The 15,759-nt window shown below is 33.6% G+C and carries 14 protein-coding genes; all 14 read left to right on the top strand.

Going from position 1 to position 15,759, the window contains the following annotated elements:
• The first annotated feature begins 563 nt into the window (after positions 1-563).
• Positions 564-1,439, top strand: coding sequence for a hypothetical protein (locus BLQ00_RS11245; RefSeq protein ID WP_093144339.1), 876 nt, complete (start codon positions 564-566; stop codon positions 1,437-1,439).
• A gap of 201 nt (positions 1,440-1,640) precedes the next feature.
• Complete coding sequence (locus BLQ00_RS11250; RefSeq protein ID WP_175445439.1) at positions 1,641-2,543, top strand: hypothetical protein; 903 nt, start codon at positions 1,641-1,643, stop codon at positions 2,541-2,543.
• A 239-nt stretch (positions 2,544-2,782) separates the two neighbouring features.
• The gene (locus BLQ00_RS11255; RefSeq protein ID WP_093144343.1) at positions 2,783-3,679 is read left to right on the top strand and encodes a hypothetical protein; all 897 of its coding nucleotides are present in this window, start codon (positions 2,783-2,785) and stop codon (positions 3,677-3,679) included.
• A gap of 71 nt (positions 3,680-3,750) precedes the next feature.
• Positions 3,751-4,608, top strand: a complete 858-nt coding sequence (locus BLQ00_RS11260; RefSeq protein WP_093144345.1) for a hypothetical protein — start codon at positions 3,751-3,753, stop codon at positions 4,606-4,608.
• Between the two features lie 115 nt (positions 4,609-4,723).
• Positions 4,724-5,581 carry a hypothetical protein gene (locus BLQ00_RS11265; protein WP_093144347.1) on the top strand — a complete coding sequence of 286 codons (858 nt, stop codon included), beginning with the start codon at positions 4,724-4,726 and terminating at the stop codon, positions 5,579-5,581.
• A 356-nt stretch (positions 5,582-5,937) separates the two neighbouring features.
• Positions 5,938-6,840, top strand: a complete 903-nt coding sequence (locus tag BLQ00_RS11270) for a hypothetical protein (protein WP_093144349.1) — start codon at positions 5,938-5,940, stop codon at positions 6,838-6,840.
• Positions 6,841-7,376: 536 nt separating this feature from the next.
• Positions 7,377-8,279 (top strand): hypothetical protein, encoded by a 903-nt coding sequence (locus BLQ00_RS11275; RefSeq protein WP_093144351.1) that lies wholly within the window; start codon positions 7,377-7,379, stop codon positions 8,277-8,279.
• A gap of 550 nt (positions 8,280-8,829) precedes the next feature.
• The gene (locus tag BLQ00_RS11280) at positions 8,830-9,729 is read left to right on the top strand and encodes a hypothetical protein (RefSeq protein ID WP_093144352.1); all 900 of its coding nucleotides are present in this window, start codon (positions 8,830-8,832) and stop codon (positions 9,727-9,729) included.
• Positions 9,730-9,830: 101 nt separating this feature from the next.
• Entirely contained in the window at positions 9,831-10,322 is a 492-nt protein-coding gene (locus BLQ00_RS11285; RefSeq protein WP_093144354.1) for a hypothetical protein, read from the top strand.
• A 41-nt stretch (positions 10,323-10,363) separates the two neighbouring features.
• Complete coding sequence (locus BLQ00_RS11290) at positions 10,364-11,086, top strand: CsgE family curli-type amyloid fiber assembly protein (RefSeq protein WP_093144356.1); 723 nt, start codon at positions 10,364-10,366, stop codon at positions 11,084-11,086.
• A gap of 76 nt (positions 11,087-11,162) precedes the next feature.
• On the top strand, positions 11,163-11,564 hold the full coding sequence (locus BLQ00_RS11295) for a curli production assembly/transport component CsgF (protein WP_093144358.1): 402 nt from the start codon (positions 11,163-11,165) through the stop codon (positions 11,562-11,564).
• Between the two features lie 10 nt (positions 11,565-11,574).
• Complete coding sequence (locus BLQ00_RS11300) at positions 11,575-12,948, top strand: CsgG/HfaB family protein (RefSeq protein ID WP_093144359.1); 1,374 nt, start codon at positions 11,575-11,577, stop codon at positions 12,946-12,948.
• Between the two features lie 11 nt (positions 12,949-12,959).
• Positions 12,960-14,465, top strand: coding sequence for a carboxypeptidase regulatory-like domain-containing protein (locus BLQ00_RS11305; RefSeq protein WP_093144361.1), 1,506 nt, complete (start codon positions 12,960-12,962; stop codon positions 14,463-14,465).
• A gap of 83 nt (positions 14,466-14,548) precedes the next feature.
• On the top strand, positions 14,549-15,727 hold the full coding sequence (locus BLQ00_RS11310; protein ID WP_093144363.1) for an AIR synthase related protein: 1,179 nt from the start codon (positions 14,549-14,551) through the stop codon (positions 15,725-15,727).
• Positions 15,728-15,759: the final 32 nt, after the last annotated feature.

The raw sequence follows: 15,759 nt of genomic DNA on the forward strand, positions 1-15,759 counted from the left end.
TTTCTTCTAAACTATGGTTTTAAAGTGCAAAATCAAATCGATTTTACACTTTTTTTATAGAACTAAATTTTCAATAAATTTTGTCTTTGAAATTAATTGGGTTTCAATAATGTATTGATTTGCAAATAGTTAATATTAATTTTGATTGTTTTTGATTATTTGTTAAACAAAACTGCTAAAATTATTTTTTCTTTTTAACATAAAATTAACATTTAGCAATAATTGTTAAAATGAGTATTTCAACCCTTAATATTTTTCCTACAACAGGAATTAAGCATTTTTAAATGAGGAATTTTCCTACAAATATTTAAAAAATCACACTAGTACGTGTTAGTACGTATATATAAATCTTGTATAATTATCTATTTTTGATTCAGATTACTAAATGAATAATAGCAGTTAGTAATTCATAACCGTCCCAGGTTCTACTTTATATTATTTTAATTGCGATATATATAACCGTTATAAAGCTTTTAAAAAACTTACTTCCCTATATTTTGTAAATGGTGTGAACATTTATAACCAATTTATTAATACATATTTAATTTAAAAAAAACAAAATTATGAAGAAAGTAATGTTAAGTGCATCAGCATTTTTATTCGTAGCAGCTACTATGGTTGCTCAAAATGTTAGTGAAGTTGATCAATCTGGAGCAAATACTGGTAATGTAACACAGTCTAGTTGGGGAGCATTAGTAAACTACAGTGATTTAGATCAGGTAGGAACTAACCTTGCAGATATTGAGCAAGCAGGATTAAATAGTTCAACAGTAAATCAAACTGGAAATAACACAGCAGATATTGACCAAGTAGGTGGTGATGGATTTTTTGGACCAGGAGGAGCAAACAACTCAGTAGCGAACCAAACGGGTAATTTGAATATGGCTGTTGTTGATCAATTGGGTGACGCTAACGTTTCTACTTTGGATCAAACAAATGGTGCTGCAGATTTAAAAGGTAACAGTGCTGCTGTAGATCAAGATGGATTAGCAAATAATTCTGATATAGATCAAACTAACGACGCTAACTTTGCAAGAATTACTCAAAGTGGTAATGGAAACGTTTCTGTTTCAAGCCAAACGTCAGATAACTTAGCTGCACCTGTTCATCCAACGGGATACCTTCAAGGTAACATCGTAGGACAAACAGGATCATTAAACTACGCTGGTGTTACTCAAAATGGAGATAACCAACGTTCAGATATCGTTCAAGATGCAATTGCAGGAGGACCTGCTGCAGATCCTTACACGAATGAGGCGTATGTTTTACAAACAGGTGAAATGAATCAGTCTACTATCCTACAAATGGACGGGATAACTATGTCTGCTAATAACACTGCTAATGTAACACAAGAGAACATCGTTGCTGGACCTGGTAATGTAAGTACAGTTTCTCAAAATGGTGCAAATACTGTAACCGTTAATCAAACAAACTTTTAATATAAACCCTCTATTTAACCATAGGGTGTTTTAGCTTTTAAAAAGCACCAATCCTAATATTTTTGGTGCTTTTTGTTTTTCTAGATTTGAATAAGTTTAATGAAAATGTTCAATTAATCTAGAGACTTCTTATGCAGTTTTTTCACTGCTACTATGGAATAGGATTCAATGTTAACCAATATTAATTTAAACTTATTAATTATGAAAAAAGTAATATTTACTGCAGCAGCATTTGCAATGACAATAGTTGGATATGCTCAAAACGTATCTGATGTAGATCAATCGGGGTCTAATAATGCAGATGTAAATCAAACTTCAACTGGAATTTATGTTAATGCAAGTGATGTAGATCAAGATGGAGCTTCAAATGATGCACAAGTAAACCAAATTGGGAACAATAGTTCTACAGTTGATCAAGTGGGTACTATGAATATGGCTGACATTAACCAAGTAGGTGGTAATGGTGGTAGTGTAACGTATCAAAATACAAACACTTCATTAGCAATCCAAAATGGTACAGGTAACGTTATTGATGTAGATCAAGTTGCTGCTTCAGGAAATCCAGCTAGTGGAAATACTTCAGAAATAAATCAAAACAATGCTGTTACAAATGGAGATGGTAACTATGCAAAAGTGTTACAAGGAGCTTTTGCTAATGAGTCGTATGCAAACCAAACGGGTGACGATAACTCTGTAGATATTGACCAAGCTGGTGCAGCAAACGTAAGTTATAGTGATCAAACATCAGACGGTGCTGTAGGTTCTACAGTAGGTGCTGGTTATGCACAGGAATCTGTAGTATTACAAAGAGGTAGAAGAAACTTTTCTGATGTAGATCAGATGGGAGATATTAACTCTTCAGATATAGATCAATCTTCTACAGCTGCTTGGGGTTTAGCAGGTCCTAAAAGTAACGAAGCTATGATTTCTCAAAATGGATATTACAACACATCTACTTTAGTTCAAGCTGATTTATTTGGTGCTGATGGTAACAACACAATGACTGTCATGCAAACAAATGCTTCAATTACCGGTCCAGGAAACGTAAGTACTGGTAACCAAATGGGAGGTAACACTGCAACAGTTACGCAAACTAATTTATAATATCAAAACCTACTATAAAACTTATAGTGTGATTTGATGTTTTTAAGCACCATTTTTAAAATTTGGTGCTTTTTTTAGACATAATTTTTTTGACACCCCAATTTTTAGGTTTGTTTCTAAAGAGGTGAAATTCATTGCTTTTATGAAATATACTTTAGAGTTTCTTAATGTAATATGCTTTTTGCTATATCATTTAGAAACTGGCTTTTAACAAAATATAAATTTAAATATATCTAAATATGAAAAAGGTAATTTTCACAGCAGTCGCTTTAACAATGACAATAGTAGGATCTGCTCAAAACGTATCTGAGGTTGATCAATCAGGAACTAACAATGCTGATGTAAACCAAACTTCAACAGGAATGTTTGTAAACATGAGTGATGTAGATCAAAATGGAGCTTCAAATGATGCGCAAGTAAATCAAGTTGGTAACAACAACTCTATCGTTAATCAAATGGGAACCTCAAATATGGCTGATATTAACCAAGTAGGTGGGAATGGTACTAGTATTTATGGGAATACTAACTATTCAACAGCAAACCAAAATGGTGTAGGGAATGTAATAGATGTAGATCAAATCTCCACAGGACATCCTGCAAGTGCAGATGTTTCTATAGTAAACCAAGATAATGCTGCAAGTGCTGGTGATGGAAACTACGCAAGAATTTTGCAAGGAGGTTGGAATAACCAATCGCTTGCAAATCAAAATAACGATGATAACTCTGTATTTATTGACCAAACAGGAGGACATAATCAAAGTATCTCTAACCAAACTTCAGATGGTGGTATTGCTTCTGTTGGAGCTGGATTTGAGCAAGAGTCTACAGTAAAACAAAGAGGTAGATGGAATCTTAGTGATGTAGCTCAAGATGGTTCGAATAATGATTCTTCTGTAGATCAAAGCACTACGGCGAGTTGGGGTACTGCTGGACCAATAAGCAATGTAGCTATGATCGATCAAAATGGATATTCTAATTCATCTATGTTAGTTCAAGGAGATTCATTAGCTGGAGCCGACGGAAACAATACAATGACAGTTATGCAAACAAATGTTTCTATCACTGGTCCAGGTAACGTAAGTATGGGTAATCAAATGGGAGGTAATACAGCAAATGTAACTCAAACAAATCTTTAATTTAAATTCTACCAACTCTGTACGTGTATAGAGTTGGTAAATTTTTACAACCAATTTTAAATTTATCTATTATGAAAAAAGTGATTTTAAGCGCAATAGCGTTAACAATTGGAGCGGTTAGTTTTGCTCAAGTTGGAAATTCAGGAACAGTGACTCAAACAGGGAATAACAATGCTGGAGTTGTTACTCAAACGGGTGACGAAAATACAGCTACCATTACTTCTGAAGGAAACAATTTTAAAAATAATATTTCCAAATATGGAGTATGGAGAACTGCTGGTGCATCAGGGACAATGATGGCACATGGTATCACTCAAGAAGGGAATAAAAACCAAGGAACTATTACACAAGCTGGTTATGTAGGTGTAACTAGTGGTTCTGGTAGTGCTGGTATTGGTCAAGATGGTAACGAAAATAAAGCAACGATCACTCAGAGTGAGTTTTTAGTTCATGGTTGGAGTGGTTCAAATGCTGCGTTTGTTGACCAAATAGGTAACGAGAATGAAAGTTTACAAAACCAAACGGGTCGTGCTGGTAATAGTTACTTCAGACAAGCAGGTAATGAAAACTATGCAGAATCTCAACAAAATAGTCAGTCTACTGCTAAATTAGAGCAAGAAGGTAATAACAACTACTCTCTTCAGACGCAAGGGGTAGGGAATCTTCAAAAATCAGATACGTACCAACTAGGTGATGATAACCGAGCTACAAGTGACCAAAGTGGAGGGATGAGCAATTTATCTACAATCTTACAAGATGGTAATACAAATATAGCAGGAGTTACACAGTTTGGTGTTACTAACACAGGTACTATTACTCAAACGGGTGATAATAATGAAGGTATGATTACATCGAATGGAACGAACCACTTAGGTGGAATTGTTCAATCTGGTGCAATGAATGAAGCTGTTATTACTCAAAATCAATAAAATTTTTAGCTTAAACAAAGGGGAGAAAACTCCCCTTTGTTTTTATTTCTTTATTTAATACGTACTCTATAGTAATATAGCGTATTTAAACTTTTATAACAAAAAATTATTTATAATGAAAAAAATACTTTTAAGCGCAATAGCGTTAACAATTGGAACAGTTGGTTTTGCTCAAGTTGGAAATATTGGAACTGTGACTCAAACAGGAAATGACAATGCTGGAATTGTAACTCAAACGGGTGATGACAATACAGCGGCCATAACTTCTGATGGTAACAGATTTAAGAATAATATTACTAAATGGGGTAGCTGGAGAACTGCTGGTGCATCAGGTACGATGATGGCAGAAGGTGTGACTCAAGTTGGTAATGGTAACGAAGGAACAATTACACAAGCTGGTTATGTTGGTGTAACTGGTGGTTCTGGTAGTGCAGGTATTGGACAGTTAGGAAATGATAACAAAGCAACGATTACTCAGAGTGAATTTTTGGTTCATGGCTGGAGTGGTTCAAATGCTGCGTTTGTAGATCAAGTAGGTAATGAGAATGAGAGTTTACAAAACCAAACGGGTCGTGCTGGTTCAAGTTATTTCAGACAAGCTGGAGATAATAACTATGGTGAATCTCAACAAGCTAGTCAGTCTAGAACTAAATTGGAACAACAAGGTAATAGAAACCGCTCTGTTCAAACTCAAGGTGTAGGAAATCTTCAAACATCAGATACATATCAAAATGGTGATGATAACATTGCTACAAGTAACCAAAGTGGTGGTCTCTACAATGGATCTGTAATCTTACAAGATGGTGATTGGAATACTGCAGGAGTAACACAAATGGGAGTTTCAAATACAGGTACTATTACTCAAACTGGTAATGATAATTTTGGAACAATTTCATCAATTGGAAATAACCATGTAGGTGCAATAACTCAAACGGGTGCTATGAATGAAGCCGTTATTACTCAAAATCAATAATATTTTTTCTAAGATTGAAAACTGAATATTATTTTTTATCATAAAAAAAGGGGGGCTTTCTCCCCTTTTTTCACTTTTATGTCGTTTTGAACTATCGAGCGCATTTTTAAAATATATAATTTAAATATAAGTTGTTTTTCATAAAGTACGTGTATGTACGTATTTTAGAATTTATAAAAAAGATATACATTTGTTTCGTATTAATGTAACGTTTAATACTAACCGTCCCAGGTTCTACTTTTTTCTAAATTTTTATGCTCAGTTCTTGAGCATTAATTTAATATAGATTCTCTTACACCTATTTTTTAATTTGCTATGAATTTTTAGGATTCAACTATTAATTATTACCATCTATTATGAAGAAAATAATTTTAAGTATTTCTGCCTTATTACTTCTAGGAAGTGTTTATGCGCAAAGCGGGGCTGCTACTTCTAACTTAAGTGAAGTAGATCAGTCGGGGGCAAATTTTAATACTACTGTGGATCAAATAAGTTTTGGAACTTTAGTTAATTACAGTGACTTAAATCAAAGTGGTACAAATAGTGCCGATATTGATCAAGTCGGTGCCAACGATTCATACGTAACCCAGACAGGAGCAAATTTTGCACGTGTAAACCAAGATGGAGGAGATGGATTTCATACGGGAAGTGCTAGTTATCAAATTTCCCAAGTTAATCAAACTGGGCAAAATGATGCAAGAGTGCGACAAATTGGAGATGGTAATCAATCTAATGTGAATCAGACCAATGCACCTGGCGAAATAATTAATAAAGCACGTGTTAGACAAGGGCTTAATAATAATGACAGTTCTGATAACTTGGCTACTATAAATCAATTAAGTAGTAACAATTTCTCACGAATAGATCAGGATGGTGATAATAACGTTGCAAGTTCAGATCAAGATTCTACAGGAAGTACTTCAACAACTGGAAACGGATATTATCAATTGTCAAGAGTTTGGCAAACGGGTGATTTAAATTTTGCTGATATTGATCAAACAGGAAGTGATAATATTTCTCGAATTACCCAAGATGCAGATGCGCCAGGAACTTCAGGAGATCCTTATACGAATGAAGCTTATGTTATACAAAATGGAGAGCATAATACTTCTAATATAACGCAAAGTGATTTATTTGGGGGAGATGCAAATAATAAAGCTACTGTGACACAAACAAATCTTGTGGGTGGATCAGGAAATAGAAGTAACATAACTCAAACGGGATCAAATACCGTTGTTGTGACACAAACAAATATGTAATTATATAAAGATTTTTCAATACATAATTACCCATAAAAAAAGCGCCCATCTTAATTGATGGGTGTTTTTTTTATGGGTTAATTTTTTAACTATTTAATAGTTGTTCTTTGTTCTATCGTATTTACAGAGTGTAGTTTTAAATAATCTAATTCATTGAGGTTTAAGAAGGTGGATATTTATGTTGTTGACAAAATTTTAACTTTTATGAAAATGCACGTTTATGGTGTTTTAATCCTTAATTTATGGGGAATAACCTGTTAATAATACAAAGTTGAAAGCTTTTTCTTTCAAAATAAACTTTTAATTGTGGTCTACGTGTATATACGTATTTTACAAACGAATAAATTAAAATACATTTGATTCATTATCAAAATAGTATCATTTTTTTTTTGATAATAGCCGTCCCAGGTTCAGCTTCATAGAATTAAAAACGCTCCATACCAAAGTGTTTTTTTTGAACTTGTTAGAATAAAGATTTCCTCATTTTGCTATCAGTACAAAGAATTCAGTTTTAACCAAATATAAATTTATTCATTATGAAGAAAGTAATTTTAGGAGTTGCGACGTTATTATTAGTTGGAGGAGTTTATGCTCAAAGTGGAGCCAACACAGCGAACTTAAGTGAAGTTGATCAATCAGGAGCAAACATCAATAACACTGTAGACCAAATAAGTTTTTCCGCTTTAGTAAACTACAGTGATTTGAACCAAAGTGGCGCGAACTATGCGGATATTGACCAAATAGGAGCGAACGACTCTTATGTAACTCAAACAGGGTCGAATATAGCGAATGTTCATCAAGAGGGGGGTGGTGGTATTCACACTGGAACTGCTAACTATCAAGTTTCACATATTAACCAAACGGGACAAAATTCAGCGTATGTTATTCAATGGGGTGATGGTAATGATTCTGATATAGACCAAGTTAATGCGCCAGGAGAACTACCAAATTATGCTGAAGTAAATCAAGGAACTTTTAATCATGATAGTTCAGATAACATGTCTACTATAAATCAGTTAAGTAATTTTAATTATGTACGACACTTTCAAGATGGTGATAATAATGTCGCTGATACGAATCAAGATTCTACAGGAGGATCTTCAGGTACAATTTATGGATTTTACCAAGTGGCTTTGACTCAGCAAGGAGGAGATTTAAACTGGGCAGATGTTAATCAAACAGGTAATGATAATATTTCATCTGTTTACCAATTTGCATATGGACCAGGGACAATGGGAGATCCTTATACAAACGAAGCAACTATTGTACAAGATGGTGAGCATAACTTATCTAATTTACATCAAGAAGATTTATTTTCTGGAGATGCTAACAACACTGCAATGGTTACACAAACAAATCTTGTAAGTGGACCAGGTAACACAAGTGATAAAAATCAAGTAGGAGCAAATACTGTTGTTGTAACACAAACAAATCTATAGAAATCAATTAATTATTTAATTATTGTTTTATAAAAAGCATCAAGCATTAGGTTTGATGTTTTATTTTTATAAATAAATGATATCAACTTCAACTGACTTTTTATTAATCTATCGGAATTATAGGATATAAACATAACCATTTGATAATATGAATGTTAATGCTTGTTGGTGTTTTAAGGCAAAAACTAATTTTAACAAAAAATTAACATTTAATAACAGGGCTTGTAAGTTGCATTTTAACGTTAATTTAACAAGTTATACCCTTTGCTGGTAAACTGACTTATAGGTTTTTTCCTACAAATTCAATTTTTGAATGTTTACTACGTGTAAGTACGTATTTTACAATTGGTTAAAAAGAAATATATTTGTCTAAGTATCAAGGTGATGTTAGATTATTTTGAGAATAACCGTCCCAGGTTCTACATACTGTTTAGATTGTGAAAACTCATTCCCTAGTAGTGATTTAATCTAAATACACTTAATGTCCTCCCCTTTGCTATTATTAATAGGAATCAAATTTTAACCAAATATTAATTTAAATTTATCTATTATGAAAAAAGTAATTTTAGGCGTTGCAACGCTATTATTTGTCGGAGGTGTTTATGCTCAAAGTGGAGCAAATACAGCAAACTTAAGTGATGTTAATCAATCTGGATCTAATACAGGTACAGTAGATCAAACAAGTTTTTCAACCTTAGTAAACTACAGTGATTTGAACCAAAGTGGGGCAAACGATGCTGATGTAGATCAATTAGGAGCTAATGACTCTTTTATTAATCAAACAGGAGCTAACCAGGCGGTTGTCTATCAAGATGGTGGTGATGGTGCTTGGACTGGAACAGCTGGGTATCAAATTTCACATATTGATCAAATTGGAACCAACTATGCTGATGTAATTCAATGGGGTGATGGTAATGAGTCTGATGTAAATCAAACAAATGCTCCTGGAGAAATTACAAATTATGCTTTTGTGAGACAAGGAACATTTAATAACGATAGCTCAGACAACATGGCTACAGTTGATCAATTAAGTAATTTTAACTATTCGCAAGTATTTCAAGATGGTGATAATAACGTTGCTAGTTCAGATCAAGATTCTTCAGGGAGTACTTCTGGTAGTATTTATGGTTACTACCAAGTGTCTTCTATACAACAAGTAGGAGATTTGAACTTCTCAGATGTTGATCAAACAGGAAGTAATAACGTATCTTTCGCTGTGCAAACTGCAGATGCTCCAGGACCATTAGGAGATCCTTACACTAACGAAGCGTATATTACGCAAGATGGAGAGCATAACTCATCTGATTTAACTCAAACAGATTTATTTGGTGGAGATGCTAATAACATCGCTACTGTAACACAAACAAATCTTGTAGCTGGACCAGGTAACATTAGTAACAAAGTACAACAAGGTGCAAACTCTGTTGTTGTTACACAAACAAATTTATAATAATTAATACGTCACTTTTTTAGTGAATGCTATTTATTTATAGTAATTTTATGGGTGCTAACCAACATTTTTGGATAGCACCCTTTTTAAACTAATAGATCATGAATTATAAAATAATACCTTATTTGTTTTTGTTTTTCTGTGTGTCGTTTGGGTTTGCTCAAACAACTACTGAAATTGATGATTTAAAAGGAACTGGACAGCTTGATCAGTATACAAAAATGATGAGTCAAGTCGATGCTAGGCCAGTTGTGGCTCCTGGAAATAGTGTGTTTGTGGAGCAAATTGGCACAAATAAAGCCATCATATCTGTAACTTCATCACAATCTAAAGTTGAAGTTTTTCAGAAAGGAAACAACAACGCTGTCGATTTAAATTATAACACATCTGAAATAAGCTCATTAGTAATTCAAGAAGGAGATAATAATGTTGCTACAGATTATGTGCATAATTCACAAGAACCCTCTAATACTGTAATTACTCAGTATGGCGATAATTTGAATGTTCAGAAGTTTGGAAGTAATTCTATTACAAACGGACTTCAGATTAATATGACGGGTGTTAATAAAACAATTATTGTAAATAGTTTTTAATTTTTCAAGTTTTGAAAATTTCTTCAACAAGAACTATTTTAATGCTTTTTCTTTTTATTCCTTTTTTAGGATACAGCCAATACAATGCTGATGTTTCAGCAGAAATTCTAGTTACTGAAAACACTGAATTTACAGAATTAAGAGCAAAAGCGTCCAATGCTACAGAAGTGAATCAAGATTTACGTTTTGTTTTTTCTATATTTCGTAAAGAAAATGAAGCAGCAGAACAAACTACAACCAAAAAGGAGGGTAATTTTTCATTAGACTCTTTCAAGAGTGAAATCCTTTCAGAAGTAACCATTAATAAAATAGATACTGCTCAAGTTATTGTCTTGTTTTTGGTGTACAATAGCGAAGAGAAATTACTTGGGAAAGCAAGGTGGTCGCAAAATGAAGCAGAAAAACAAGAGCCTATTGTAGTTGAAAAAGAAGTATTTAAAGAAGTTACATACGATGCCGCAATCCTACGAGGCATTGTAACTGAAGATACCAGAACAAAACCTGGAAGAGATTTTTACAGGTATTTTTACAACGATTACGATGATAGTCAGATTAACGCTGAGGAAACTGTATCTGTAAAAGAATTTTTAGCTTTAGGAAGAAACACTAGAATTGAAGTTAGAATTGGGAGCACATTAGTGAGCCAGTTTTATTTGAGGCCTAAAGACGATTACTTAAGAAATATGTCGAAAGTAACCCTAAGTAATATTGCAAGATATATTCAAAATCAGAAAAATATGAGTCAACAAATTGAGCGATATTAACTGTTTGTGAGTGTTATCCTATTAAATTTTAAGTAAATTTGTGTATATTTAACTACTAATCAATTAACTATTAATCGTGAAAAAGTTACTCTTTTTATTTGCAGTACTTTCCCCTTTATATCTTTTTTCTCAGCAACTGGTCTACAAGCCTGTAAATCCGTCATTTGGAGGAGAAACATTCAATTATCAATGGATGTTAAGCTCTGCCACAGCGCAAAATGGATTTACAGATCCTTCTATTGAAGAGGGGGTAGACAATACTACGTTGAGTAGTTTTACAGATAATTTAAACAGACAATTATTAAATAAAATTTCTCAAGAGTTGTTTACGCAACAATTTTCTGGAGATGATTTACAGCCAGGTTCCTTTACTTTTGGATCGTTAGAAGTTGAAATTTCTCAAGGACTTGAAGGTTTAATAATCAATATTCTCGATACTACTTCAGGAGAACAAACACAAATTATCGTACCAAATTAATAAATAAATAATGAAAATAGTATTTAAAATTTGTGCGCTTATTATGGTGTTTTTAATAACAGGTTGTGGTTCCTATTTTAACCAACCTGTAGGAAAACAAGAAGCTAGACTTGGAGAGCTTACTTCGCAAACATCAAGTATTAGAAATCTGCCTGAGCCAGAAAAAAAGGTTGTTGTTGGGGTTTATAACTTTAAAGACCAAACGGGCCAATACAAGCCTGTTACAAATGGAAGTACCTTTAGTACTGCCGTAACACAGGGTGCAACTACAATTTTAGTGAAAGCGCTTGAAGATTCTAAATGGTTTAGGCCTATAGAAAGAGAGAATCTTTCAAATTTGTTACAAGAACGAAAAATTATTAGTGCCACTAGAAGTGAATATAGTGAAGACCCGACTAGGGTTCAAAAATTGACACCATTATTGTTTGCGGGTATTATTTTAGAAGGTGGGATTGTTTCGTACGATTCGAACATATTAACCGGTGGGGCAGGGGCACGGTATTTTGGTGTTGGAGGTTCTACACAATATAGACAAGATAGAATTACAGTTTATTTAAGAGCTGTTTCTACTTCTACGGGAGAAGTTTTAAAAACGGTGTATGTTTCAAAAACAATACTCTCGCAAGGGGTTGATGCTGGGTTATTCAGGTATGTAAATTTTCAACGTTTATTAGAAGTTGAAACTGGATATACTAAAAATGAACCTGCAGAAATTGCCGTAAAAGAGGCAATTGAAAAAGCAGTTGAAAGTCTGATATATGAAGGTATAAAAGATAGACTTTGGGCAGCTGCTGGAGGCGTAGAAGAGAATGAAGCTATTACAGAGTTATATTTAAAAGATAAAGAAGAAGAAGAAGCTGTTGGTTTGTACGATAGAAACTTTAGAAAAGGGGTAAAGCACAGTATTAAAGCAGCTGTTGGGAGTGCAATTATAGATGGTGATTTAGCGACAAGAGAGCCTGATTTTTCTGCTGCAATTGGATATAGATATCATCTTACCAATTCTTTTCGAATAGGTGTAGATGAAAAAATATTTAGACTGTTTTCTGCTCCAGATAATAAGTATTGGTATATGGCTACTGACTTTAATCTTGAATATAGAATTTTGGCAAATGATAAGTTATCTCCTTATTTATATGGAGGAGCAGGGCTTATTTATTTTGTAGATAATTCTCCGTTTAAATATCTACAGAAAGGAGACTCTTTTGGTAAAATTCAATACGGTGTTGGATTGGAATATCAGGGAGCAGATCGTTTTTCTTTCTTTTTACAAGGTGATTTTAATTATTCTTTTTCAGATAAAATTGACAATATTGTTAATGGAAAAAGAGATGATCATTATTATAATATATCCTTAGGAGTTAATTACAACCTTGGATTTTAATACAGCGTATTATGAAACTTAATAAATTATATATATATAGTCTTGGATTGTTACTTCTTGTTTTCGCTTCTTGTAGTGAAGATCGTATTGATGGATTTCAGACAGGAAGTATTAAAGGAATAGTTGTTGCTTCAGGAAGTAATGAAGTGTTGCAAGATGTTAAAATATCGACGCAGCCAGCGACAAGTACCGTTTTTACAGATTCTCAGGGAATGTTTACTCTAGATAATGTGCCAGAAGGTACTTATTCTGTGCAAGCAGACAAGGAGGATTATTTGTCAGGTTTTGAAGCTGCAAATGTACTTGCAAACGGAGCCGTTGAAGTTATATTTGAATTGAATTTATCAAACAGTTCTAATACCCCTCCGTCGACACCGCTTCTGATAGCACCTGAAAATAATTCTGAAGATTTAGCTTTAGAAGTGGAATTTGAATGGGAGGCAACAGACAATGATGATACAGATACTTTAGAGTATACATTAATACTTTATAATGATAGCAACTCTGATGTATTGGAGTTTACGGGGATTGAAGAAAATACCTTTACAGTAGAAGATGGCTTAAATTTTGGAACCAAATATTTTTGGCAGATTTCAGTTGTAGATGGTGTTAATCCACCTGTTTTAAGTGAGTTGTTTAGTTTTAAAACAACGACATCGCCAGAGTTGGATTATTTGTTTGTTCGGAAAGTTGGCGATAATAATGTAATTTATTCGGGAGATAATTTAGGAAACGAATTTGCATTAACTTCTAGCGGAACTAATAGTTGGAGACCTAGAAGGAATACGGAAACAGGTAAAATTGCTTTTTTGAGAAGCGTTGGTGGAGCAGTTCATTTATTTACCATGAATGAAGATGGTTCAGGTCAATTTCAAGTGACAAATTCTGAACCTGTTAATGGGTTTAATTTTGACGAAGTAGATTTCGCGTGGTCGCCTTCTGGAGATAGATTTTTATATCCTTCATTCGAAAAATTATATATCATTAATGCAGATGGAAGTGGGAAAGCAAAGTTTTATGAAACTTCAAATGGTAATTTTATAACTGAGGTTGATTGGAGTAGGTTTAACGACATAATCGCAATAAAAACAAATAATCTTTATGGGTATAATGTAGAGATTTATACAATTGATATTTCAGGTAATCTTCTATATACAGCGCTTACAGGACAACCAGGTGGTGCAGGAGGATTGGATTTAAATGTAGATGGAAGCAAACTGTTGTACTATTATGATGAATCTGGAAGTCAGTTGCCAGAGTATTATTTGCAAAAAGCTAGATTGTATATTTATGATAATAATGATCCAACAAATCCGAGAGATTTAGATACAGGAGTTGAAGTTGGATTTAATAATATAGATCCTAGGTTTTCACCAAATGAGAATGAGGTGATATACACGCAAGTAGGTGTAGGTATAGGCTCGACTAAAAATATATACTTCCATAATTTTGAAGTACTGGAGTCAAATTTTGAGCTTCTTTTTCAGAATGCTTCTATGGCAGATTGGGAAAATTAATTATTTGATTTTGTTATATAATGGAAAGCTCACTTTGGTGGGCTTTTTTTAATGCTTACTTTTGCTAAATAATAGCTATTTCGATGAGTCAAGAAGTTTCAAAACGATACGCACTGCGTGGTGTTTCAGCCGGTAAAGAAGATGTGCATAATGCAATTAAAAATGTAGATAAAGGATTATTCCCAAAGGCATTTTGTAAAATTGTTCCAGATTATCTTACAGGAGATGAAGAGTATTGCTTGATAATGCATGCAGATGGAGCAGGAACAAAATCTTCATTGGCGTATATGTATTGGAAAGAAACGGGTGATATTTCCGTTTGGAAAGGCATTGCGCAAGATGCGCTAATCATGAATGTAGATGACTTGTTGTGTGTAGGAGCAGTAGATAATATTATATTGTCTTCAACTATTGGGCGTAACAAAAATGTGATTCCTGGTGAAGTAATTTCAGCAATTATTAATGGTACCGAAGAGTTGTTGAAAGATCTAAATGAATTTGGAGTTTCCATTCATTCAACTGGAGGTGAGACTGCAGATGTTGGTGATTTAGTGCGAACCATTATTGTTGATTCTACAGTTACTGCTCGTATAAAACGCGCAGATGTTATTGATAATGCGAATATAAAACCTGGCGATGTTATTGTTGGATTGGCTTCTTTTGGACAAGCCACCTACGAAACTGAATATAACGGAGGTATGGGGAGTAATGGATTAACTTCTGCGCGTCACGATGTTTTTGATGTGTATTTGGCTTCAAAATATCCTGAGAGTTTTGATCAATCTGTTCCAAAAGATTTAGTCTATTCTGGAAGAAAAAAACTTACTGATGTTATTTCGGATAGCCCTATTAACGCAGGGAAATTGGTGTTGTCTCCAACACGAACCTATGCGCCTATTATAAAGAAAATCCTTTCAAAATACAATAATAAAGACATTCATGGGATGGTTCATTGTAGTGGCGGTGCTCAAACCAAAGTGCTGCACTTTGTAGATCAATTACATATCATTAAAGATAACCTTTTCCCAGTGCCTCCATTGTTTAAGTTAATTCAGGAGGAAAGTAAAACAGATTGGAAAGAAATGTATCAAGTGTTTAATATGGGGCACCGTATGGAGCTATATGTTTCCGAAGAAATAGCCAATGATATTATTGAAATTTCGAAGAAGTTTAATGTAGATGCGCAAATAATTGGACGCGTGGAAGCTTCGGAATCAAAACAATTAACAATTACTTCAGAGTATGGGGAATTTATCTATTAGATCTTTTTTTGTTTAATAGGAATATTCCTATC

The organism is Ulvibacter litoralis, from assembly GCF_900102055.1.
In the GTDB taxonomy this organism is placed as follows: domain Bacteria; phylum Bacteroidota; class Bacteroidia; order Flavobacteriales; family Flavobacteriaceae; genus Ulvibacter; species Ulvibacter litoralis.